Origin of the sequence: Pseudomonas sp. Leaf59, from assembly GCF_920984685.1 — a bacterium.
Lineage (GTDB): Bacteria > Pseudomonadota > Gammaproteobacteria > Pseudomonadales > Pseudomonadaceae > Aquipseudomonas.
In genome coordinates this window covers 1-20,131 of record NZ_CAKLBR010000012.1, presented here as the reverse complement: position 1 = coordinate 20,131, position 20,131 = coordinate 1, and the positions used below count along the sequence as shown (strand labels likewise).

Here is a 20,131-nt window from a genome sequence, read left to right as displayed (position 1 = left end):
CCCGGCAGGCAATCGGCAGGTGCTGTGCACGGCACCTGCCCCCTTACCCAAGGCACAGAAGGACACACGTCATGGACAAGGCCCGCGCCGTCGAACACTTTCTCTACTACCTCGCTCATCACCCGGCCCTTGAAGGCCTGAGCCGCCCTACCGTGCTGCTGGGCCATACCGAGCGCTATGACGCCATCGCCCAGGCCATCACCCACGGCAGCAACGCCCGTTTCAACTTCCAGGTGCAGCGCCTGGACCTGGCCGCCAGTGACGCCCTGGCCCAGTCCATCGAAGCCTGCGACCTGTACCTGTTTCTCTATGATTCCTCGACCCTGCCCAACCCACGTGCCGAAGGCCCGGATTTCATCCGCGCCTTGCAGGGCGTGATGGCGGAGCACTGGAAGAAATCCCTGCTGTTCAAGGACTATGGCGACTACTTCTACGACACCTTCAGCGTCGCGCCACAGCGCATTGCCGACCTCAACGCCACGCTGATCCGGCGGATGAGCCAGGCCAACGTGCTGAGCTTCACCGACAAGCACGGTTCACGCATTGAGGCGCCGATGAGCAGCATCAAGAAGTGGACCAATATCAACGGGGTCGGCAACCACGACCTCGCCCCCGGCGAGATCGCCACCCACAGCGAAGCCATCAATGGCCAGGTGCGCTTTGTCGGCACCTTTCTGAGCACCATCCCGTTTGCGCGCAAGTACGGCGTGCTGGAGTCTCCGTTGGAGCTGTGGATCGAGAACTCGACCATCTGCAGCGTGGCCAGCGAGGTGCCGGGGCTGGCCGATGACTTCAACAAATACCTGAATGCCAACCCGTCCAATCGTCGCGTCGAGGAACTGGGGATCGGCACCAACGAAGGGGTCAAGGATTTGTATGCACGCAATGCAGGCTTCGAGGAGCGCCACTGCGGGTTGCACCTGGGATTGGGCGGCGGACAGAAAGGCAGCCACCACCTGGACCTGATCTTTGCCAGCGGCGTGTTGGCGCTGGATGACAAGCCGGTGTTTGATGGCACGTTTGCGTTTTAGCAGAACATCGCAAATTCAGATCGAAAAAAAACGCCAACCCGAAGGTTGGCGTTTTTTTATGCAGCACTTACATCACTGCGGCTTCTTGCGACCGAACCCGGGACGCTGTCCCGAACCCGCAGGGGCGCCACGGCGCTTGCCCGATGGCTCGTCGGCGACCAATTTCGGGCCGGGCCGCTTGTTCGCCGCCGGCTTGGCCGGGCGCTTGGTGCTGGCGTTGTCGGCCGGACGGTCCGCTTCACCACGGTTGCTGCGACCGCCACTCGGCGCTTCGCCACGCGCAGGACGCGGGGCGCGCGGTGCACGCTCGCCTTCCTGGCGCGACGGCGCGACAGGACGACGCTCACCTTCGATGTGCGGCTGACGGGAGATACGCCCGCCTGCGGCCGGTGCATCCAGCGCCGGGCGCAGGGTGCGGGCCACACGCTCGGTGCGGGGCACTGGGCGCGACGATTTGCGCTGCATACGCTCAAGCTTGTCTTTGCTCTTGGCGTTCATCTGCGGCATGGCGACCGGTGTCAGGCCAACTTCGGCGCTGAGAATGTCGACCTCGTACTGGCTCATTTCGCGCCAGCGGCCCATCGGCAGGTCGGAGTTGAGGAACACCGGGCCAAAACGCACACGCTTCAGGCGGCTGACCACCAGGCCCTGGGATTCCCACAGGCGACGCACTTCACGGTTGCGGCCTTCCATCACCACGCAGTGGTACCAGTGGTTGAAACCTTCACCACCGGGGGCCTGCTTGATGTCGGTGAATTTGGCCGGGCCGTCTTCGAGCACCACGCCCGCCTTGAGGCGTTCGATCATCTCGTCGTCGACTTCGCCGCGTACACGCACCGCGTATTCGCGGTCCATCTCGTAGGACGGGTGCATCAGGCGGTTGGCCAGTTCGCCGTCGGTGGTGAACATCAGCAAGCCGGTGGTGTTGATGTCCAGGCGGCCGATGTTGATCCAGCGGCCTTCCTTGGGCTTGGGCATCTTGTCGAACACGGTCGGACGGCCTTCCGGGTCGTCACGGGTGCAGATCTCGCCGTCGGGCTTGTTGTACATGATCACACGGCGCACGGATTCGGCGGCCTCTTCACGCTTGATGACCTTGCCATCAATGGTGATTGCATCGTGCAAGTCGACGCGCTGGCCGAGGGTGGCCTCGACGCCGTTGACCTTGATGCGCTTCTGGGTGATCCAGGCTTCGACGTCGCGGCGCGAGCCCACGCCGATACGCGCCAGCACCTTTTGCAGTTTTTCGCCTGCTGGGCCGATTTCCTGGCTGTCGTTCTGGTCTTTGTCGTTCATCTTAAGCACCTCCCGGTGGGTCGATTCAGGCCTGGCCTGAAGAGTGTTGAAAGCGGGGCTTTGCGCGACTGCGTCGGCAAAGGGTCGAGAATCATACGCGTATGGCGCGCGTTGCGCATCACAGAGTAGTCGATAAGAGCACGGTCATTTGCTTTTCCGCCGACCGGTGGCGCCCAGCGCAAGCAGACGCAGCTCGGCTTCGGCCAGCACGGTGCGCTTGTCGACCTTGTCGAGTTTCTTCCAGGCACGGATTTCGCGCTTGCTGCGGCCACAGCCGACGCAGATGTCGTCGCTGAATTTGCAGATGCTGATGCAGGGGTCTTTGGTGGAACTCATGGGCGATCCTCCGTGAGCGCTGGCGGCATTCTTGCGCCAGCGCCTATCACAGAAGTCACCTTACCCTAGATCACGGCAGAGCTTTGACACTGAATATTTTGCCGTTCTTCGAAAGCTTGGCTTGCCAGGGCTTTCCATTACAGTCGAGTTTGACCAGGACAGGAATAGTCGTGCCGTCGTCGTCCTTGAAATCAGTGGGTTTGCACCCGGCCGGCAGCGTGTTGCTGGCCCCGATGAATAACGCATCAGACGAACCCGGGCGGAAATACACGGGGCGCTCCACGCCGGTTGGCCCGGTACTTAAACCAACAGCGCCGGTGGGCGCGGCCCCGGCAATGATATTGACGCTGATATCACCACTGAGCGGGTTATAAGGCGCCGCAATCGCCTGAGCAGAAATCAAGGTACCCAGGCCCATTACCGCTATCGCGCCCAATGAAGCCAAGCGGTATCGACGAGTGCTTTTCATAATGGATCATCCTTATCAGCAGAGAGGGACTTCCACCACCGCAGAATGAAAAGGCACAAGCGCAATGGCGTTCGGCAAGTAAACGCCGGACACCTGGGTGGAACAACTGTCAGAACTAACAGGTAAGAAGGCGGGAAAATCAGGGCTCGAAAGAGCGCCGCTCGTTTTCAATCGCTTCAGCCAAAGCCTGAGCTTCGGCCTCTTCGTCACTCAAACGAGGGGGTTCCAGCGCCGCAACGGCGGCCAGAAGCTTTTCCCGAGCGGCCGCGACGCCGAGAATGTCTTCTTCGGGTTCTGCCTGGGCTTGAGACTCAGTGCTCGGCGGAGATTCAGGCTCAACGGCACCCTCCCGCAACAGGTCATCGAAGTCGGTCTTGATGCCCTGCTCCATATCATCCAGCTCCAGCAGCAAGGTATGGAAACTGGTTTCGTCTTTGGGCTCTTCGGGCTCCGCCGTGGCATCGGCCAGTTCCTGCAGGCTCGCCGGGACCGGCGCGTCGTCGAAATCGAGCACCGGCTCGGCTTCCATTTCGCGCAACTCGGCGAGGGGCGGCAAGTCGTCGAGGTTCTTCAGGTTGAAATGGTCGAGGAACACCTTGGTGGTGGCGAACATCGCCGGTTTGCCGGGCACGTCGCGGTAGCCGACGATGCGGATCCATTCGCGCTCCAGCAATGTTTTGACGATATGGCTGTTCACCGCCACGCCACGCACATCCTCGATCTCGCCTCGGGTGATCGGCTGGCGATAGGCGATCAGCGCCATGGTTTCCAGCATCGCCCGTGAATAGCGCTGCGGGCGCTCTTCCCACAGGCGGCCGACCCACGGGGAAAATTTCTCACGGATCTGCAGTCGATAACCCGACGCCACTTCGCGCAGTTCAAAGGCGCGGCCTTCGCAGGACTTGCGCAGGATTTCCAATGCCTTCTTGAACACTGGCGGCTCGGGACGTTCGGCCTCTTCAAAGAGTTCGAACAGGCGCTCAAGAGATTGCGGCTTGCCCGAGGCCAGGAGGAAGGCTTCCAGCAGCGGCGCCAGTTCACGGGGTTCAGTCAGATTCATCGATTCAGCTCTTTATTCGGCTCGCGCCCGCACGTGGATAGCCGCAAAAGGCTCATTCTGCACCAGCTCGACCAGGGATTCCTTGACCAGCTCGAGGATCGCCATGAACGTAACCACTACACCCAAGCGCCCCTCCTCGGCGGTGAACAGCTCGACAAACGGCACAAACCCGCCGCCCTTGAGGCGCTCGAGCACGTCGCTCATGCGCTCGCGGGTCGACAGTGCCTCGCGGCTGACCTGGTGGCTTTCAAACATGTCGCCACGGCGCAGCACTTCGGCCATGGACATCAGCAATTCCTCCAGGCTCACGTCCGGCAGCAGCTTGCGCGCGCGGGCCTCGGGCGCGTCCAGCTTGGGTACCACCACGTCACGGCCCACGCGGCTGAGGCCATCGATGCCTTCGGCGGCGGCCTTGAAGCGTTCGTATTCCTGCAGGCGGCGGATCAGCTCGGCGCGCGGATCGTCTTCCTCGGCCTCGACGGTTTCGGAACGTGGCAGCAGCATGCGCGACTTGATCTCGGCAAGCATGGCGGCCATCACCAGGTACTCGGCGGCCAGCTCCAGGCGAACCGATTGCATCAACTCGACATAGCCCATGTACTGGCGGGTAATTTCCGCCACCGGGATGTCGAGGATGTTGATGTTCTGCTTGCGGATCAGGTACAGCAGCAAGTCCAGCGGGCCTTCGAAAGCGTCAAGGAACACTTCCAGGGCGTCCGGCGGGATGTACAGGTCCAGCGGCATTTCCATCACGGCCTGGCCGTAGACCATGGCAAATGGCAGTTCCTGCTGGGCGCCCGCCTGGGGATCGGCGGTTTCCACGGCCGACATTCAGGCCTCGACCATGAAGGGCGTCGGGTCGCCGCAACCGACCCGCACCACTTGCGGCTCGCCTTCAGCCAGGTTGATCACGGTGGACGCCTTGCCGCCGCCGAAGCCGCCGTCGATGATCAGATCCACCTGTTTTTCCAGGAGCTGACGCATTTCGTAGGGGTCTTCCAGCGGTTCGGTGTCGCCGGGCATGATCAACGACACGCTCATCAGCGGCTCGCCCAACTCGGCCAGCAGCGCCAGGGCAATCGGGTGCTCGGGCACGCGCAGGCCGATGGTGCGTTTCTTCGGGTGCAGCAACAGGCGCGGTACTTCGCGGGTGGCGTTGAGAATAAAGGTGTAGGGCCCGGGTAGATGGGCCTTGAGCAGGCGGAAGGTGCCGGTGTCGACCTTGGCGAACAGGCCCAGTTGGGACAGGTCGCTGCAGATCAGCGCAAAGTTGTGGTTCTTGTCCAGGTCACGCAGGCGTCTTACACGCTCGACCGCACTCTTGTCGCCGATCTGACAACCGATAGCGTAGGACGAATCCGTGGGATAGATCACCACACCGCCGGCGCGGATGATCTCGACCGCCTGTTTGATCAGGCGCGCCTGGGGGTTTTCCGGATGAATCTGGAAGAATTGACTCACGTGCTCTACCTGTTCAGACGGTGGCAATAATGGGGTCATGCTTGAATCGCCCCCACAACAGCGGCAAATCTTCCGGGATGGCGCGGTACTCGCCGATCTCGGACCAGCCGCCTGGGCCATGGAAATCACTGCCGGCACTGACCAGCAGACCAAATTCGCGGGCAAGGATCGCCAGGCTGCCCACCTGATCGGCGGGTTGATGCCCGTTGACCACTTCAATCGCGTGGCCGCCGGCCCCCATATAGTCGCCAATCAGCTTGCGACGCTTGCTGCGGGTGAAATCGTAATGCCAGGGATGCGCCAGGCTGACCCAGGCCCCGGCAGCACGCAGGGTCTGCACGGTGTCTTCCAGGGTCGGCCAATGTTGCTTCACATCGCCCAGTTTGCCGGCGCCCAGCCATTTGCGGAACGCTTCGGCGCGGTCCTTCACGAAACCCTCGCGCACCATCCAGTCGGCGAAGTGCGGCCGGGCCGGCGCATTGCCGCTGTCGCCCAGCTCCTGCTGGATGGCGCGCGCGCCATCGAGCGCACCGGGCATGCCTTTGAGGCTCAACTTGCGGCTTATTTCTTCGGACCGCAGCCAGCGACCATCGTGCAACTGGGCGATGGCGGCGACCAACGCCGGCGCGTTCTGGTCAAAACCATAGCCCAGCACATGAATGGTTGCGCCGCCCCAGGTACACGACAACTCCACGCCATTGACCAGTTGCATGCCCAGGCTCTGGGCTGTCGCGCGGGCCTCGTCGAGGCCTTCGACGGTATCGTGGTCGGTCAATGCCAGGACTCGCACGCCTTTTTCAAACGCACGCGCAACCAGTACCGCAGGCGCCAGGGCGCCGTCGGAGGCCGTGCTGTGGCAGTGCAAATCAACATTCACGGGGGTCTGTAACCTCAAGTCAGCTGGCGCTATCGCAACCAAGGATGTTTGTTATTATGCCGCCACATCCAGCTTCTGGCTCTTACTGTGAAACAATTCATCGACTTCATCCCGCTGTTGCTGTTTTTCATCGTTTACAAACTCGACCCTCGGGTCATCGATCTGGCCGGCCACGAACTCACCTTCGGCGGCATCTACAGCGCCACCGCCGTGCTGATCATCAGCTCTGTCGTGGTCTACGGCGCCATCTTTATCTCCCAGCGCAAACTCGAAAAAAGCCAATGGCTGACCCTGATCGCCTGCCTCGTCTTCGGCAGCCTGACCCTGGCCTTTCACAGCGAAACCTTCCTTAAATGGAAAGCCCCGGTGGTGAACTGGCTGTTCGCGCTGGCGTTTATCGGCAGCCACTTCATCGGTGACCGCCTGCTGATCAAGCGGATCATGGGTCACGCACTGACGCTGCCGGAGCCCGTGTGGACCCGCTTGAACATAGCCTGGATCGTGTTTTTCCTGTTCTGCGGCGCCGCCAACCTGTTCGTCGCCTTCACGTTCCAGGACTACTGGGTCGACTTCAAAGTCTTCGGCAGCCTGGGCATGACCGTGCTATTCCTAGTCGCCCAGGGTATCTACCTGTCGCGCCACCTGCATGACACCGACCCCACCACGCCGAAAACCGAGGACTGACATGCTCTACGCCATCATTGCCACCGACGTTGCCCACTCGCTGGAAAAACGCCTGTCCGTGCGCCCGGCCCATGTCGAGCGCCTGAAAGTGCTGCAAGCCGAAGGCCGGATCGTACTGGCCGGCCCACACCCGGCGGTGGACAGCAATGACCCGGGCGACGCCGGTTTCACCGGCAGCCTGATCGTCGCCGAATTCGCGTCCCTGGCCGATGCCAGGGCCTGGGCCGACGCCGATCCGTATGTCACGGCGGGCGTGTATGCGAACGTCACCGTCAAACCGTTCAAGCAAGTCCTGCCTTGATTCAGGCGGCGCCGAACCTTATCGGTTCGGCGCGCTCCTAATTGTTCATTATTCCCGGTAACCTGCCGACAACATTCTGAATATTCGTGTGGAATCAGGAGTTCCGATGCGCTTACCTCAGTTGTGTCTGTTGGCAGTCATCATGGCCGGGGCCACGGCCCACGCTGAAGAAACCTCGAACAACGGCAGCTCCACGTCGTTGTCCCTGAGTGCGGGCAGCCAGATGAACGAGTTGCAGCAACGCTTGAAAGAAAGTGAACGGCTGCGTGAAGAACTGAGCAGGCAACTGCAAACCGCGGACACCAGCCGTGAAAGCGCTCAACTGAGCCGTTTGCGCCAGGAGAACCAACGCCTGGCCCAGCAGCTTAAAGAAACCCAGGGCAGGGCCTTGAGCCGCTGGCTGACCGAGCAGCAGCAGTGGTTTGTCACTGGCGCCGCCGTCGCCCTGATCGCCCTGCTGTGCGGGATCTTCGCCAGCGGTGGGCACCGTCGCCGTCGACAATGGCTAAATTGAGTGAGTCATGAGCGAGCTGTTACTGATAGACGATGACCAGGAGCTCTGCGAGCTGCTGACCAGTTGGTTGGGCCAGGAAGGTTTCCAGGTGCGGGCCTGCCACGATGGCTTGAGCGCCCGTAAAGCCCTGGCCGACAGCGCGCCCGCCGCCGTGGTGCTTGACGTGATGCTGCCCGACGGCAGTGGCCTGGAACTGCTCAAGCAACTGCGCAACGACCACCCGGATCTGCCGGTGCTGATGCTCTCGGCCCGCGGCGAACCGCTGGACCGCATTCTCGGCCTGGAACTGGGCGCCGACGATTACCTGGCCAAGCCCTGCGACCCCCGCGAACTTACCGCCCGCCTGCGCGCGGTGCTGCGCCGCAGTCACCCGGCCGCCGTGTCCACCCAGCTCGAACTCGGCGACCTGTGCTTCAGCCCGGTGCGTGGCGTGGTCAGCATCGACGAGCAGGAATTTGCCCTCACCGTCTCCGAAAGCCGCTTGCTCGAAGCCTTGCTGCGCCAGCCAGGCGAGCCGCTGGACAAACAGGAACTGGCGCAGATCGCCCTGGGCCGCAAGCTGACGCTGTACGATCGCAGCCTGGACATGCACGTCAGCAACCTGCGCAAAAAAATCGGCCCGCACCCGGATGGTCGGCCACGGATCGTGGCGCTGCGCAGCCGTGGCTACTACTACAGCCTCTAAATGCCGCGCCGGTCTCTGTGAGTCAGCGAATACCTCTGTGCCTCGCGTTTTGGGGCTGCTGCGCAGCCTGACGCAGGACAAGCCTGCTCGCCACAGACAAGCCTGCTCGCCACAGAACTATCTGTAGCGCCATTCGCCGTGGCAACTTTGTCAGGCGCCCGCCAAATCGTCTTTACCGAAGCTTTACCCTGTGCTGACAGCGGTTGACCTTGATCGCCGTACTCTACTCACATCCGGACTCACCGGAATAGAGACAGGAGAATCACCATGCGCAAGACCCTTATCGCTCTGATGTTCGCCACTGCCCTGCCCGCTGTTGCCATGGCCGCCATGCCGGAAGGTCCAGGCCCAGGCGCTGGCCCGATGGGCGGCCCTGAAGGTCACATGATGGGTGGCCCAGGCCCTGGCGCTGATCATGGCCCACGTGGCCGGGGTGGTCCGTTGCGCGACCTGGACCTGACCCCTGAACAGCATCAACAGATCGGCCGCCTGATGCGCGAACAGATGGAAGGCCGTCGCGAGCTGGTCAAAAAGTACCTCGACAAAATGCCGGCTGCCGACCAGAAAGCCATGCAGGATGAGAAGGACGCCAGCCGCAAGAAAACCCAAAGCAGCATTCGCGCCGTGCTGACGCCCGAGCAGCAGAAGCAGTTCGACGAGATCGTCAAGAAGCAGGACCAGCGTCGTGCCGAATGGCGAGAATTCAAAGCCTGGAAAGCGCAACAGCCGCAAAAAGCGCAATAATGCCCTAGTGTTACTCCCCCAGCCCAGCGGCCCTGCGCCGCTGGGCTTTTCCTGTTTGAGGGTTTCCTGTGCGTTCATTGTTCTGGCGCATCCTGGCCAGTTTCTGGCTGGCCATCGCGTTGGTTGCCGGGTTGTCGCTACTGCTTGGGCATATGCTCAATCAGGACGCCTGGATTCTCAGCCGCCATCCCGGCGTCAGCAACCTGGCCGAAGAGTGGACCCAGCTGTACGAGGCCCTGGGCGAGGATGCGGCGCAGGAACTGCTGCAACAGCGCAAGCGCCAATACCACATCGACGTGCAGGTGCTCAACGAAAGCGGCGAAGCGGTGGTGCGTGGCACCTTTCCAAAACGGGCCGCTGCGTTTGAAGCACGCCAGACCGACGGGCAGGACGGTCCTCTGCCCTGGCGGCGCCTGACTGCCGAGTACACCAGCGAAAAAACCGGCGACACCTACCTGTTCATCTACCGTATTCCGCACCCGGAACTCGACCAATGGCACCGCAGCAGCCTGGCATGGCCATTGAGCGCCCTGGCGATTGCCCTGGTGGTGCTGACCCTGTTCAGCCTGTTCGTGACGCTGTCCATCACGCGCCCACTAAGCCGCCTGCGCGGCGCGGTGCATGACCTGGGCCAGGCCACCTATCAGCAAAACAGCCTGGCGCGCCTGGCCAACCGGCGCGATGAGTTCGGCGTACTCGCCACCGACTTCAACCGCATGGGCGCCCGCCTGCAAAGCCTGATCGGCAGCCAGCGCCAACTGCTGCGCGATGTGTCCCATGAACTGCGCTCGCCGCTGGCGCGCCTGCGTATCGCCCTGGCCCTGGCCGAACGCGCCGGCAGCGAAGAACGGGAAAAACTCTGGCCGCGCCTGACCCGCGAATGCGACCGCCTGGAAGCACTGATCAGCGAGATCCTGGTGCTGGCGCGGGTGGATGCCGACAACGCCAGCGTCGAGGACATCGACCTCAACCTGCTGCTCAAGACCCTGCAAAAAGACGCCCAGCTCAGCGCGCCGGAACAGACGGTGCAGCTCACCGCCGCCGCCGACCTGCACCTCAAGGGCTGGCCGACCATGATCGAGCGCGCGGTGGATAACCTGCTGCGCAACGCCCAGCGCTTCAACCCGCCCGGACAACCCATCGAGTTGCAGGCGCAGCTTCAGGGCGAGCGCATCCTGATCAGCGTGCGCGACCATGGCCAGGGCGTCGAGGCCGCGCACCTGAGCCAGCTCGGCGAGCCGTTCTACCGCGCGCCCGGCCAGACCGCCCAGGGCCATGGCCTGGGCCTGGCGATTGCGCGCCGTGCCGCCGAGCGCCATGGCGGCAGCCTGATCCTGGCCAACCATGCCGACGGCGGGTTTATAGCGAGCATCGACCTGCCCTTGGTGCCCGGGGTTGTCACAGCGGTGTGATGATCTTCTATAGTGGCCCTTCTCTTACGGAGGGCCCTAGATGACTGACCTGCTCAACACCATCCAAGCCGCACTCGCACTGCCCGCCACCGCGCCGACCTTCAACGGGGCCGGCGCCCTGCCCTCGGCCTTCGCCGTCACTGACCTGGCCAGCGCCAGCATCGCCGCCGCCGGCCAGGCCGTGGCCCGGTTGATCGAACAACAGACCGGGCGCCTGCCCGAAGTGAGTGTCGATCGACGTCTAGCGTCTTTCTGGTTCGCCTCCTCGATCCGCCCGCAGGGCTGGCAGGTGCCGCCGCTGTGGGACGCCGTCGCCGGCGACTACGCCAGCGCCGATGGCTGGATTCGCCTGCACACCAACGCGCCCCATCATCGCGCCGCGGCCGAACGGGTACTCGGCAAGGTGGCCGACCGTGCCGACATGGCCGGGAAAGTCGCCCGCTGGAATGCCGCCGAACTGGAAGAGGCGATTGTGCAGGCCAACGGTTGCGCCGCGCAGATGCGTTCCGCGCAGGACTGGCAACGTCACCCCCAGGGGCTGGCGGTGAACAGCGAACCACTGGTGCAGCGCGAGACCTTTGCCGCTGCCCGCGAAACGCCCTGGCTCGGATCCATTGCGCGGCCGCTGGCCGGCGTCAAGGTGCTGGACCTGACCCGCGTATTGGCCGGTCCCGTGGCCAGCCGCTTTCTCGCAGGATTGGGCGCGGACGTGTTGCGCATCGACTCACCGACGTGGAACGAGCCGGGAGTGGTGCCGGACATGACCCTGGGCAAACGCTGCGCCCGTCTGGACCTCAAGCGCAGCGACGATCGCCAGGTGTTCGAGGGCTTGCTCAAGGACGCCGACATGCTGATCCACGGCTACCGCGCCGATGCCCTGGAACACCTGGGCTACACGGCGGCTGAGTGGCAGGCGCTGGCCCCCGGACTGATCGACGTCGGCCTCAATGCCTTCGGCTGGAGCGGCCCGTGGCGCAATCGTCGCGGGTTCGACAGCCTGGTGCAGATGAGCTGCGGAATTGCCCAGGCGGGCATGGCCTGGAAACAGGCCGACACACCGGTGCCGCTGCCGGTGCAGGCATTGGATCACGCGACCGGTTATCTGATGGCGGCCAGCGCCCTTCAGGCCTTGAGCGAGCGCCTGCGATCAGGGCGTGGCGGTTCGGCGCGCGTGTCCCTGGCGCGAACGGCGAAGTGTTTGCTGGAGGCGGGACACGTACCGGAGCAACCGGCATTGCGCGCCGAAGAGCCCGACGATCAAGGCCTGGTGGTGGAGCAGACCGCCTGGGGCCCGGCGCATCGGCTGCTGGCACCGCTCAACATCAGCGGCACGCCGTTGCAATGGGATTTGCCGGCGCAGGCATTGGGCTCGCACCGGGCGCAGTGGTAAACCTGTATCTGCGCCTATCAAATACCGATTGCGCATGCGTTATTTCAGGCAACCCCCCTCTTTGTGGCGAGCGGGCTTGCCCCGCGTTGGGCTGCGCAGCAGCCCCCAATCAAGCAAAACGCGGTGTACCTGATACGGCTCAGCGTCTGGTTTTGGGGCTGCTGCGCAGCCCAACGCAGGACAAGCCTGCTCGCCACAGGGAATCTGCGCTTAACTGAACAGCATTAGGGCAAGCCCGCTCGCCACAGAGTCTCCCGTTTGCCGCGCGACAGCGTTGAGTCCAAATTTAGCGGAGACTCCCACCGTCGGATCGCATTTCAACGGCTGTACGCGGTCAGAGCTGTGGGAGCGGTTCACCTATCTGTGACATAGAGGAGAGATGCCGATGGCCACCTTTGAACCTGGACACCTGCATGTCGAGCGCCATGCGCTCAACCAGGACGACTACAGCTACAACCTGCACATCGATTACGAAGTCAGCCAGGACCCCAAGGAAGGCGCGGGCATGCTGTTCAAGCTGCACGGCTCGGTACAGGGCAAGGACCTCAACGAGGCGTTCTTCCTGCCCAAGGACCAGGCCTTCGATTTTGCCCGGCACGCCATGCACATCGCCTACAGGTACGGCATGCCGAAAACCGCGGTCTTGAATGGCACGATGCACAAGCAATACGACCAGATGTTCGAGGATGTGCGCCATCAACTGGACGTGAAGTCCGGTGACCCGGTCAAACCCGAGCACCTGGAGTAGGAACACCGCCACTCCCCTGTGGGAGCGGGCTTGCTCGCTCCCACATTTTGATCCCCGTCATCTGCAAGGCATACTTGCCGCCTCCCGCTCCCCAGAATGACTAGCGCCCCATGCGTATCCACGTCAGCTTTATCGACCGCGTCGGCATCACCCAGGAAGTCCTGGCGCTGCTCGGTGGGCGCAATCTCAACCTGGATGCGGTGGAGATGGTGCCGCCCAACGTGTATATCGACGCGCCGACCCTCAGCGCTGCGGTGCTGGAAGAGCTGCGCGACGCGCTGTTCAGCGTGCAGGGCGTGCAGTCGGTGACGGTGGTCGACATCCTCCCCGGCCAGCGCCGGCACCTGCAACTCGATGCGCTGCTGGCCGCCATGACCGACCCGGTGCTGGCCCTGGACAGCGCGGGCAAGATCCTGCTGGCCAACCCGGCGTTGATCGCGCTGTACGGACGCGAACCTGCCGGCGAAAGCATCAGTGAGCTGTTCAGTGACCCGGCGCTGCTCGACGCCTTGCTCGAACACGGCTTTCGCCTGCCCTTGCGCGAGATCAGCGTCAACGGCCAGACCCTGTTGCTGGACGCCACGCCGATCACCGATGCCGGCGCACTGCTGACCCTTTACCAGCCCAACCGCATCGGCGAGCAATTGTCGGCGCTGCACCATGACCATGCCGAAGGGTTTGATGCGCTGCTGGGGGAATCCGCGGTGATCCGCACCTTGAAAGCGCGTGCGCAGCGGGTGGCGGCGCTGGATGCACCGCTGCTGATCCAGGGTGAAACCGGCACCGGCAAGGAGCTGGTGGCCCGTGCCTGCCATGCGATCAGCGCGCGGCACAGTGCGCCGTTCCTGGCGCTCAACTGCGCGGCGCTGCCGGAGAACCTCGCCGAAAGCGAGCTGTTCGGCTACGCCCCCGGCGCGTTCACCGGCGCCCAGCGCGGTGGCAAGCCGGGGCTTATGGAGCTGGCGAACCAGGGCACGGTGTTTCTCGATGAGATCGGCGAAATGTCGCCATACCTGCAGGCCAAGTTGCTGCGCTTTCTCAACGACGGCAGCTTTCGTCGAGTGGGCGGAGATCGCGAGGTGAAGGTCAATGTGCGCATCCTCAGCGCCACCCACCGCGATCTGGAAAAAATGGTCAGCGAGGGCACCTTTCGCGAAGACCTGTTCTACCGCCTCAATGTGCTCAATGTCGAAGTGCCGCCGCTGCGTGAGCGCGGCCAGGACATTCTGCTGCTGGCGCGCTATTTCATGCAGCAGGCCTGCGCGCAGATCCAGCGCCCGGTATGCCGCCTGGCACCCGGCACCTACCCGGCCCTGCTGGACAACCGCTGGCCGGGTAATGTGCGCCAGTTGCAGAACGTGATCTTTCGCGCCGCCGCCATCTGCGAAAGCAGCCTGGTGGACATTGGCGACCTAGATATCGCCGGCACGTCCGTGGCGCGCCAGAGCGACGGCGAGGTCGAGAGCCTGGAACAGGCAGTGGAAGACTTCGAGCGCGACCTGCTGGACAAGCTTTACAGCCGCTACCCCTCGACCCGCCAACTGGCGAGCCGGTTGCAGACCTCCCACACGGCTATCGCCCATCGCCTGCGCAAGTACGGCATTCCCAACAAACCCTGAAGCTGTGCACCGATCAAAATGTGGGAGTGCACTTCGGCCTTGAGTTTTGGTCCAGGAACGACATCCAGTGTACTGAAAGCGCTACAGCGGAACGATATCGATACACCCGCTGTTTTGACGCGCCCTGCAAGGCTTTGATCCACATAGGCTTTTTTTCACAGCCCCACCCGTAACGATATCGCTACACACAACGCCTCTAACGTTATATTCATATTTATCAACTCATTGATTTATATGGAATTATTCATATTGGCCGCAATATTGCTAACCAACTCCCATCATTCCGATTCTGGCCCCAGGAGTTTCCATGAGCGAGTTGCGTTTCACTGAAGATCACGAATGGCTGCGCGCCGAAGCCGACGGCAGCGTCACCGTGGGTATCACCGCTTTCGCGCAGAACGCGCTGGGTGATGTGGTTTTCGTGCAACTGCCGGAGTTGCAGGCCTACACCAAAGGCGCTGAAGCCTCCACCGTAGAGTCGGTGAAAGCGGCCAGCGGCGTGTACATGCCGCTGGACGGCGAAGTGCTGGAAGTGAACGACAAGCTCGATGGCAGCCCGGAGCTGGTCAACGAAGACCCGATGGGCGAAGGTTGGTTCTTCCGCTTCAAACCGGCCGATGCCGAAGCGGTCGCCAAATTGCTCGATCAGGACGCGTACGATCGCCTGATCAAAGCCAACGCTGAAGCTTGAGGAGCCCACCATGACCATCACTCTCGGCACTGCCAACGAATTCATCGCCCGCCATATCGGCCCGCGCCCGCAGGACGAGCAGCACATGCTCGCCAGCCTGGGTTTTGACTCCCTCGAAGCCCTCAGCGCCAGCGTGATCCCGGAAAGCATCAAGGGCACCAGCGTGCTCGGCCTGGAAGACGGCCTGAGCGAAGCCGAGGCCCTGGCCAGGATCAAGGCCATCGCCGGCAAGAACCAACTGTTCAAGACCTACATCGGCCAGGGCTACTACAACTGCCATACGCCGTCGCCGATCCTGCGCAACCTGCTGGAAAACCCGGCCTGGTACACCGCCTACACCCCTTACCAGCCGGAAATTTCCCAGGGCCGTCTGGAAGCGCTGCTGAACTTCCAGACCCTGATCAGCGACCTCACCGGCCTGCCGATCGCCAACGCCTCCCTGCTCGACGAAGCCACCGCTGCCGCCGAGGCCATGACGTTCTGCAAACGCCTGAGCAAGAACAAGGGCAGCAATGCCTTCTTCGCGTCGATCCACAGCCACCCGCAAACCCTTGACGTACTGCGTACCCGAGCCGAGCCACTGGGCATCGACGTGGTGGTGGGCGATGAGCGCGAGCTGAACGACGTGAGTGCCTTTTTCGGCGCGCTGCTGCAATACCCGGCCAGCAACGGCGATGTGTTCGACTACCGTGAGCTGACCGAACGCTTCCACGCCGCCAATGCGCTGGTGGCCGTAGCCGCCGACCTGCTGGCACTGACCCTGCTGACCCCGCCGGGCGAGTTCGGCGCCGACGTGGCCATCGGCAGCGCGCAACGCTTTGGCGTACCGCTGGGCTTCGGTGGCCCGCACGCGGCTTACTTCTCCACCAAGGATGCGTTCAAGCGCGACATGCCGGGCCGTCTGGTCGGCGTTTCCGTCGACCGTTTCGGCAAGCCGGCCCTGCGCCTGGCCATGCAGACCCGCGAGCAACATATTCGCCGCGAGAAAGCCACCAGCAACATCTGCACTGCCCAGGTGCTGCTGGCCAACATCGCCAGCATGTACGCCGTGTACCACGGGCCCAAGGGCCTGACCCAAATCGCCCAGCGCATTCATCACCTCACTGCGATCCTCGCCAAAGGCCTCACTGCTCTGGGCCTGAAGGTGGAGCAGCAACACTTCTTCGATACCCTCAGCCTCCACACCGGCGCCAACACCACCGCCCTGCACGACAAGGCGCGCGCCCAGCGCATCAACCTGCGCGTGGTGGATGCCGAGCGCGTGGGCCTGTCGGTCGATGAAACCACCACCCAGGCCGATATCGAAACCCTGTGGTCGATCTTCGCCGATGGCAAACCTGTGCCGGCCTTCGACAGCGAGATTACAGGCCGTCTGCCTGCCGCGCTGCTGCGCACCTCAGCGATCCTCAGCCACCCGGTGTTCAACCGTTACCATTCCGAAACCGAGCTGATGCGCTACCTGCGCAAGCTGGCCGACAAGGACCTGGCGCTGGACCGCACCATGATCCCGCTGGGCTCGTGCACCATGAAGCTCAACGCCGCCAGCGAAATGATCCCGGTGACCTGGGCCGAATTCGGTGCCCTGCACCCATTCGCCCCGGCCGAGCAAAGCGCCGGCTATCTGGAGCTGACCACCGACCTGGAAGCCATGCTCTGCGCGGCCACCGGCTACGATGCGATTTCGCTGCAACCGAACGCCGGTTCCCAGGGCGAATACGCAGGCCTGCTGGCCATTCGTGCCTATCACCAGAGCCGTGGCGATGAACGTCGCGACATCTGCCTGATCCCCTCGTCGGCCCACGGCACCAACCCTGCTACCGCCAACATGGCCGGCATGCGCGTGGTGGTTACCGCCTGCGACGCTCGCGGCAACGTCGATATCGACGACCTGCGTGCCAAGGCCATTGAGCACCGCGATCACCTCGCCGCGCTGATGATCACCTACCCGTCCACCCACGGTGTGTTCGAAGAAGGTATCCGCGAAATCTGCGGGATCATTCACGACAACGGCGGCCAGGTGTACATCGACGGCGCCAACATGAACGCGATGGTCGGCCTCTGCGCACCGGGCAAGTTCGGCGGCGACGTGTCCCACCTGAACCTGCACAAGACCTTCTGCATCCCCCACGGCGGCGGCGGCCCGGGCGTTGGCCCGATTGGCGTCAAGTCGCACCTGGCGCCGTTTCTGCCGGGCCACGCGGCCATGGCACGCAAGGAAGGCGCGGTGTGCGCGGCGCCATTCGGCAGTGCAAGCATTTTGCCGATCACCTGGATGTACATCAGCATGATGGGCGGCGCAGGCCTCAAGCGCGCTTCGCAGTTGGCGATCCTGAATGCCAACTACATTTCCCGTCGCCTCGAAGAACACTACCCGGTGCTCTATACCGGCAGCAACGGCCTGGTGGCCCACGAATGCATCCTCGACCTGCGTCCGCTCAAGGACAGCAGTGGCATCAGCGTGGATGACGTGGCCAAGCGCCTGATCGACTTCGGCTTCCATGCGCCGACCATGTCGTTCCCGGTAGCGGGCACGTTGATGATCGAGCCGACCGAAAGCGAATCACGGGAAGAACTGGACCGCTTTTGCGAGGCCATGATTGCCATCCGTGAAGAGATCCGCGCAGTGGAAAACGGCACGCTGGACAAGGATGACAACCCCCTGAAAAACGCCCCGCACACCGCGGCGGAGCTGGTTGGCGAGTGGAGCCACCCGTACAGCCGTGAACAGGCGGTATACCCGGTTGCGTCGCTGGTCGACGGCAAGTATTGGCCGCCGGTTGGGCGCGTGGACAACGTGTTCGGCGATCGCAACCTTGTCTGCGCCTGCCCGTCCATCGAAAGCTACGCCTGAGCTGGGAGGGAGTTTGCTCCCTCTCACACTTCGCACTTTTTCAGGAGCTGAACATGTCCACCGACACTCTATTGAAAACGCCCTTGCACGCCCTGCACCTCGAACTCGGCGCACGCATGGTGCCCTTCGCCGGCTACGACATGCCGGTGCAATACCCGCTGGGCGTGATGAAGGAACACCTGCACACCCGTGAGCACGCCGGGTTGTTCGACGTGTCCCACATGGGCCAGATCCGCCTCAGCGGCGCCAATGCTGCCAAGGCCCTGGAAACCCTGGTGCCGGTCGACATTATCGACCTGCCGGTGGGCATGCAGCGCTACGCGATGTTCACCAACGAGCAGGGCGGCATTCTCGACGACCTCATGGTGGCCAACCTCGGTAACGACGAACTGTTCCTGGTGGTCAACGCCGCCTGCAAGGATCAGGACCTGGCGCACTTGCGCAAACACATCGGTGATCAATGCAGCATCGAACCGCTGTTCGAAGCGCGCGCGCTGCTGGCCCTGCAGGGCCCGGAGGCGGTAAAGGTACTGGCGCGCCTGGCGCCGGAAGTCACCCGCATGACGTTCATGCAGTTCGCCAGCGTTCGCCTGCTGGGGGTTGATTGCTACGTGAGCCGTTCGGGCTACACCGGTGAAGATGGATTTGAAATCTCCGTACCCGCCGCCAATGCCGAAAGCCTCGCGCGCAGCCTGCTGGCCGAAACCGAAGTGCAGCCCATCGGCCTCGGCGCCCGCGACTCCCTGCGCCTGGAAGCCGGCTTGTGCCTGTACGGCCATGACATGAACACCGACACCACGCCGATTGAAGCGAGCCTGCTGTGGGCGATCTCCAAGGCACGTCGTAGCGACGGCGCTCGCGCCGGCGGCTTCCCGGGCACCGAACACATCTTCAGCCAGCAACAGGCCGGCGTAAACCGCAAGCGCGTAGGCCTGCTGCCCCAGGAACGGACACCTGTGCGTGAAGGCGCAGAAATCGTCGACGCACAGGGCACCGTTATCGGCAGCGTCTGCAGCGGCGGTTTTGGCCCGAGCCTGGGGGGTCCGTTGGCAATGGGTTATCTGGACAGCGCCTTCACTGCGCTGGATACCGAGGTATCAGCATTGGTGCGTGGGAAAAAGGTGCCATTACGTGTAAGTAAAATGCCATTTGTGCCGCAACGTTACTACCGTGGCTGATGGACCGTTTCTATAAGTAACGCGGTTGCGTTAATGCGCACTAAACTGTCACGCAACCGCCATAAAACAGTGCATCGTCGATAGACTTTCTTATAGGCAACCCCCTATAACAAGTGAACTTCTCTATCGAATAAGGTAGCGCTGGTTTGTTGATCAAAGTGCCACGTGGCCTAGTAAATACTGGGGGTTTGGCAGGGCTTGTTTTTTCTGCGTTAGTTGGCGTAGAGTTTGTCCACTGTGTTTGCATGGGTCGCTTGGAACCTGGACCTGGGCAGTAGCTGCTGTAGTTTGCTACAACCCGTTCGACGTCTCTTACTTTCCTGCAACCCAGCCCAGTGCTCTTTCATGTGAAAGGGGCTGTCATTAATTTTTAGCGTCAAAGGAAAGAAGAAATGTCCACACGTCAGAGCGGTACCGTCAAGTGGTTCAATGACGAAAAAGGGTTTGGTTTTATCACGCCAGAAAGCGGTCCGGATCTGTTCGTGCACTTCCGCGCCATCCAGGGCAACGGCTTCAAAAGCCTGAAAGAAGGCCAGAAAGTAACTTTCGTTGCTGTGCAAGGCCAGAAAGGCATGCAGGCTGACGAAGTACAAGCAGAAGGCTGATCGCGCCTGCAACAAAAAGCCCCTGATATGACATCAGGGGCTTTTTTATGGACGCTGTCCCGTCCTGAATAAGGTTTACACCTTCTGACCTTTCTTCAGGAGGACTCAATGGATACGGGAAAAAGGCGCAGCCAACGCGATTACACGCTAGCTTTTAAATTGTCGGTCGTAGACCAAGT

General features: G+C 62.5%; 21 protein-coding genes. 14 read left to right on the top strand and 7 right to left on the bottom strand.

All coding sequences use genetic code 11. From position 1 onward, the window contains the following. Nucleotides 1-71: 71 nt before the first annotated feature. Nucleotides 72-1,031 (top strand): hypothetical protein, encoded by a 960-nt coding sequence (locus LUB09_RS14365; RefSeq protein ID WP_057007144.1) that lies wholly within the window; start codon nt 72-74, stop codon nt 1,029-1,031. 72 nt (nt 1,032-1,103) lie between these two features. Here LUB09_RS14365 and rluB read toward each other — a convergent pair whose 3' ends face one another. The 7 genes from rluB to LUB09_RS14330 all read right to left on the bottom strand — a co-directional run bounded on the left by rluB (nt 1,104) and on the right by LUB09_RS14330 (nt 6,530). Next, nucleotides 1,104-2,327: a 23S rRNA pseudouridine(2605) synthase RluB gene (gene rluB / locus LUB09_RS14360; RefSeq protein ID WP_209984190.1), complete on the bottom strand. Its 1,224-nt coding sequence runs from the start codon at nt 2,325-2,327 to the stop codon at nt 1,104-1,106. 144 nt (nt 2,328-2,471) lie between these two features. Continuing rightward, nucleotides 2,472-2,663: a DUF1289 domain-containing protein gene (locus tag LUB09_RS14355; RefSeq protein ID WP_005790815.1), complete on the bottom strand. Its 192-nt coding sequence runs from the start codon at nt 2,661-2,663 to the stop codon at nt 2,472-2,474. Between the two features lie 70 nt (nt 2,664-2,733). Then, nucleotides 2,734-3,132, bottom strand: a complete 399-nt coding sequence (locus LUB09_RS14350) for a hypothetical protein (RefSeq protein ID WP_231422880.1) — start codon at nt 3,130-3,132, stop codon at nt 2,734-2,736. Between the two features lie 139 nt (nt 3,133-3,271). Next, entirely contained in the window at nt 3,272-4,192 is a 921-nt protein-coding gene (gene scpB / locus LUB09_RS14345; RefSeq protein WP_231422879.1) for an SMC-Scp complex subunit ScpB, read from the bottom strand. Between the two features lie 12 nt (nt 4,193-4,204). After that, nucleotides 4,205-4,903 carry a segregation and condensation protein A gene (locus LUB09_RS14340; protein WP_178925357.1) on the bottom strand — a complete coding sequence of 233 codons (699 nt, stop codon included), beginning with the start codon at nt 4,901-4,903 and terminating at the stop codon, nt 4,205-4,207. A gap of 120 nt (nt 4,904-5,023) precedes the next feature. Further along, nucleotides 5,024-5,653, bottom strand: a complete 630-nt coding sequence (locus LUB09_RS14335; RefSeq protein ID WP_231422878.1) for an L-threonylcarbamoyladenylate synthase — start codon at nt 5,651-5,653, stop codon at nt 5,024-5,026. Between the two features lie 13 nt (nt 5,654-5,666). Beyond that, on the bottom strand, nt 5,667-6,530 hold the full coding sequence (locus LUB09_RS14330) for a PHP domain-containing protein (protein ID WP_209984196.1): 864 nt from the start codon (nt 6,528-6,530) through the stop codon (nt 5,667-5,669). Between the two features lie 87 nt (nt 6,531-6,617). Here LUB09_RS14330 and LUB09_RS14325 point away from each other — a divergent pair, with 87 nt between their 5' ends. From LUB09_RS14325 to LUB09_RS14265, 13 genes are all read left to right on the top strand, one after another. Next, nucleotides 6,618-7,214, top strand: a complete 597-nt coding sequence (locus LUB09_RS14325) for a septation protein A (RefSeq protein ID WP_057007151.1) — start codon at nt 6,618-6,620, stop codon at nt 7,212-7,214. Between the two features lies 1 nt (nt 7,215). Continuing rightward, on the top strand, nt 7,216-7,515 hold the full coding sequence (locus tag LUB09_RS14320; RefSeq protein ID WP_209984198.1) for a YciI family protein: 300 nt from the start codon (nt 7,216-7,218) through the stop codon (nt 7,513-7,515). A 106-nt stretch (nt 7,516-7,621) separates the two neighbouring features. Then, nucleotides 7,622-8,029, top strand: coding sequence for a translation initiation factor 2 (locus LUB09_RS14315; protein ID WP_209984201.1), 408 nt, complete (start codon nt 7,622-7,624; stop codon nt 8,027-8,029). Nucleotides 8,030-8,036: 7 nt separating this feature from the next. After that, nucleotides 8,037-8,714, top strand: coding sequence for a response regulator transcription factor (locus tag LUB09_RS14310; RefSeq protein WP_209984204.1), 678 nt, complete (start codon nt 8,037-8,039; stop codon nt 8,712-8,714). 267 nt (nt 8,715-8,981) lie between these two features. Continuing rightward, nucleotides 8,982-9,458 (top strand): Spy/CpxP family protein refolding chaperone, encoded by a 477-nt coding sequence (locus LUB09_RS14305; RefSeq protein ID WP_231422877.1) that lies wholly within the window; start codon nt 8,982-8,984, stop codon nt 9,456-9,458. A 68-nt stretch (nt 9,459-9,526) separates the two neighbouring features. After that, the gene (locus LUB09_RS14300) at nt 9,527-10,870 is read left to right on the top strand and encodes a sensor histidine kinase (RefSeq protein WP_231422876.1); all 1,344 of its coding nucleotides are present in this window, start codon (nt 9,527-9,529) and stop codon (nt 10,868-10,870) included. 40 nt (nt 10,871-10,910) lie between these two features. Further along, nucleotides 10,911-12,260 (top strand): CoA transferase, encoded by a 1,350-nt coding sequence (locus LUB09_RS14295; protein WP_231422875.1) that lies wholly within the window; start codon nt 10,911-10,913, stop codon nt 12,258-12,260. Between the two features lie 385 nt (nt 12,261-12,645). Further along, the gene (locus LUB09_RS14290) at nt 12,646-13,008 is read left to right on the top strand and encodes a DUF5064 family protein (RefSeq protein ID WP_209984215.1); all 363 of its coding nucleotides are present in this window, start codon (nt 12,646-12,648) and stop codon (nt 13,006-13,008) included. Nucleotides 13,009-13,118: 110 nt separating this feature from the next. Beyond that, nucleotides 13,119-14,627 (top strand): sigma-54-dependent transcriptional regulator, encoded by a 1,509-nt coding sequence (locus LUB09_RS14285; protein ID WP_209984218.1) that lies wholly within the window; start codon nt 13,119-13,121, stop codon nt 14,625-14,627. A gap of 307 nt (nt 14,628-14,934) precedes the next feature. Continuing rightward, nucleotides 14,935-15,318: a glycine cleavage system protein GcvH gene (gcvH, locus tag LUB09_RS14280; protein WP_231422874.1), complete on the top strand. Its 384-nt coding sequence runs from the start codon at nt 14,935-14,937 to the stop codon at nt 15,316-15,318. A gap of 10 nt (nt 15,319-15,328) precedes the next feature. Then, nucleotides 15,329-18,169, top strand: coding sequence for an aminomethyl-transferring glycine dehydrogenase (gene gcvP / locus LUB09_RS14275; RefSeq protein ID WP_231422873.1), 2,841 nt, complete (start codon nt 15,329-15,331; stop codon nt 18,167-18,169). 53 nt (nt 18,170-18,222) lie between these two features. Then, nucleotides 18,223-19,347 (top strand): glycine cleavage system aminomethyltransferase GcvT, encoded by a 1,125-nt coding sequence (gcvT, locus tag LUB09_RS14270; protein WP_231422872.1) that lies wholly within the window; start codon nt 18,223-18,225, stop codon nt 19,345-19,347. Nucleotides 19,348-19,739: 392 nt separating this feature from the next. Continuing rightward, nucleotides 19,740-19,952, top strand: coding sequence for a cold-shock protein (locus LUB09_RS14265; protein WP_003237709.1), 213 nt, complete (start codon nt 19,740-19,742; stop codon nt 19,950-19,952). Nucleotides 19,953-20,131 lie beyond the last annotated feature (179 nt).

What these genes read in the sequence shown, in the direction of transcription:
- LUB09_RS14365 (WP_057007144.1), top strand. Translation starts at nt 72, where the DNA reads ATGGACAAGGCCCGCGCCGTCGAACACTTTCTCTACTACCTCGCTCAT.
- rluB (WP_209984190.1), bottom strand. Translation starts at nt 2,327, where the DNA reads ATGAACGACAAAGACCAGAACGACAGCCAGGAAATCGGCCCAGCAGGC.
- LUB09_RS14355 (WP_005790815.1), bottom strand. Translation starts at nt 2,663, where the DNA reads ATGAGTTCCACCAAAGACCCCTGCATCAGCATCTGCAAATTCAGCGAC.
- LUB09_RS14350 (WP_231422880.1), bottom strand. Translation starts at nt 3,132, where the DNA reads ATGAAAAGCACTCGTCGATACCGCTTGGCTTCATTGGGCGCGATAGCG.
- scpB (WP_231422879.1), bottom strand. Translation starts at nt 4,192, where the DNA reads ATGAATCTGACTGAACCCCGTGAACTGGCGCCGCTGCTGGAAGCCTTC.
- LUB09_RS14320 (WP_209984198.1), top strand. Translation starts at nt 7,216, where the DNA reads ATGCTCTACGCCATCATTGCCACCGACGTTGCCCACTCGCTGGAAAAA.
- LUB09_RS14315 (WP_209984201.1), top strand. Translation starts at nt 7,622, where the DNA reads ATGCGCTTACCTCAGTTGTGTCTGTTGGCAGTCATCATGGCCGGGGCC.
- LUB09_RS14310 (WP_209984204.1), top strand. Translation starts at nt 8,037, where the DNA reads ATGAGCGAGCTGTTACTGATAGACGATGACCAGGAGCTCTGCGAGCTG.
- LUB09_RS14305 (WP_231422877.1), top strand. Translation starts at nt 8,982, where the DNA reads ATGCGCAAGACCCTTATCGCTCTGATGTTCGCCACTGCCCTGCCCGCT.
- LUB09_RS14295 (WP_231422875.1), top strand. Translation starts at nt 10,911, where the DNA reads ATGACTGACCTGCTCAACACCATCCAAGCCGCACTCGCACTGCCCGCC.
- LUB09_RS14290 (WP_209984215.1), top strand. Translation starts at nt 12,646, where the DNA reads ATGGCCACCTTTGAACCTGGACACCTGCATGTCGAGCGCCATGCGCTC.
- LUB09_RS14285 (WP_209984218.1), top strand. Translation starts at nt 13,119, where the DNA reads ATGCGTATCCACGTCAGCTTTATCGACCGCGTCGGCATCACCCAGGAA.
- gcvH (WP_231422874.1), top strand. Translation starts at nt 14,935, where the DNA reads ATGAGCGAGTTGCGTTTCACTGAAGATCACGAATGGCTGCGCGCCGAA.
- gcvP (WP_231422873.1), top strand. Translation starts at nt 15,329, where the DNA reads ATGACCATCACTCTCGGCACTGCCAACGAATTCATCGCCCGCCATATC.
- gcvT (WP_231422872.1), top strand. Translation starts at nt 18,223, where the DNA reads ATGTCCACCGACACTCTATTGAAAACGCCCTTGCACGCCCTGCACCTC.
- LUB09_RS14265 (WP_003237709.1), top strand. Translation starts at nt 19,740, where the DNA reads ATGTCCACACGTCAGAGCGGTACCGTCAAGTGGTTCAATGACGAAAAA.